The sequence below is a fragment of the Rathayibacter sp. AY1C2 genome (genome assembly GCF_002931195.1).
Taxonomy (GTDB): domain Bacteria; phylum Actinomycetota; class Actinomycetes; order Actinomycetales; family Microbacteriaceae; genus Rathayibacter.
On sequence record NZ_PSWG01000045.1, the window covers coordinates 1 to 1,229 of the forward strand.

The window sequence follows — 1,229 nt, forward strand, 5'->3', positions numbered from 1 at the left end:
TCTCCGCGGTTTCAACCTATTTCGCTCCACCGGCTCCGTGCCACCGATAGCGGACGCGCCCTGCGGGCTTATTTCGCCCGCTATCGGCGTCACTGCGCCGCCTCCACTCAAACGGTTTTCCCCGCCGGAGAGGCAAAGAAAAACGATCAGCCAGAGGGAGCACCCACACCATGCAGATCACCACCGACTTGCAGACCACCGCGAAGACCTACCTCACGCTCGCGAACACCCGCGCGGTCGATATCCGTGTCGTGGGCACCGACCCCCAGACGACGCCCTCGGTGCACGTCACCCGCCGCACGTCCGGCGTCTGGGAGGCGTGGCACTCCGACCAGCTGCACGGCATCACCAGCGGTTCGTTCCGTCACTGCGTCGCCCACGCCCGCCGCGCAGCGATCCGCCGCGTCGCCCCGTTCCTGAACCGCTGAGAGGACCACACCATGACCCGCACCGACACCGGCCGCGCCACGGCCGAGCAGCTCGCCCTCATCCTCGACACCCGCCGCGCCGAGTCCGACGACGACGCGACCGCCACGGACGCCGAGATCCTCGCGCACATCCGCAACACGCTCACTCTTCCCGGCGAAGGAGCTCCGGGCGGATTCCCCGTCACCGACGACGGCACCGCCTACGCCGCCGCGCTGATCGCGTTCCTCACCCCCGCCGACAAGCAGGACACCGGCGCGGCACTGGCCGCTTTCCTCACCCCGACCCCGGAGACGCTGGACGAGCGTGCGGCACGCATCGAGTCGAACCGGCGCGCGGATGAGGGGTGGCAGGCGCTCTCCCCGGCGGAGCAGGCCGCGCAGATCGCGGCCGTCGAGCGGGCGGAGAACCCCAGCGGGCCGTGCGACTGCGCCAACTGCTCCGAGCCCGCCGACCGGTAGCCGCGCGGCGCGGGCCGGCCTTCCGGGCCGGCCCGTGAGGGGCGACCCCTCACGCTCCCCGGTCTTCCCCGTTCCGGGGGCGCGAGCTGCACTCGCGCAGCGGTGACGGAGCACCGCCGGCGGGAGCCGCTACGCGGCCGGATTACCCGTTTTCTTCACCTCTCCGCGGTTTCAACCTATCTCGCTCCGCCGGCTGCGTGCCGTCTCTCTCGGACGCGGTCGCAAGCTCCCTTATTTCGCCCAAGAGAGCCGTCACTCCGCCGACTCCACTCAATTGGTTTTCACTCGCCGGAGAGGCAAAGAAAAACGATCAGGAAGACGACAAAAGCCCCGTAGTTGGTC

General features: G+C 69.7%; 2 protein-coding genes. Both read left to right on the forward strand.

What is annotated here, in order from left to right:
* The first annotated feature begins 170 nt into the window (after positions 1-170).
* The gene (locus C5C55_RS16215) at positions 171-428 is read left to right on the forward strand and encodes a hypothetical protein (RefSeq protein ID WP_104234631.1); all 258 of its coding nucleotides are present in this window, start codon (positions 171-173) and stop codon (positions 426-428) included.
* A gap of 12 nt (positions 429-440) precedes the next feature.
* The gene (locus tag C5C55_RS16220) at positions 441-887 is read left to right on the forward strand and encodes a hypothetical protein (RefSeq protein WP_104234632.1); all 447 of its coding nucleotides are present in this window, start codon (positions 441-443) and stop codon (positions 885-887) included.
* Positions 888-1,229 lie beyond the last annotated feature (342 nt).

Coding starts and splice junctions, on each gene's coding strand:
- C5C55_RS16215 (WP_104234631.1), top strand. CDS start 171: ATGCAGATCACCACCGACTTGCAGACCACCGCGAAGACCTACCTCACG.
- C5C55_RS16220 (WP_104234632.1), top strand. CDS start 441: ATGACCCGCACCGACACCGGCCGCGCCACGGCCGAGCAGCTCGCCCTC.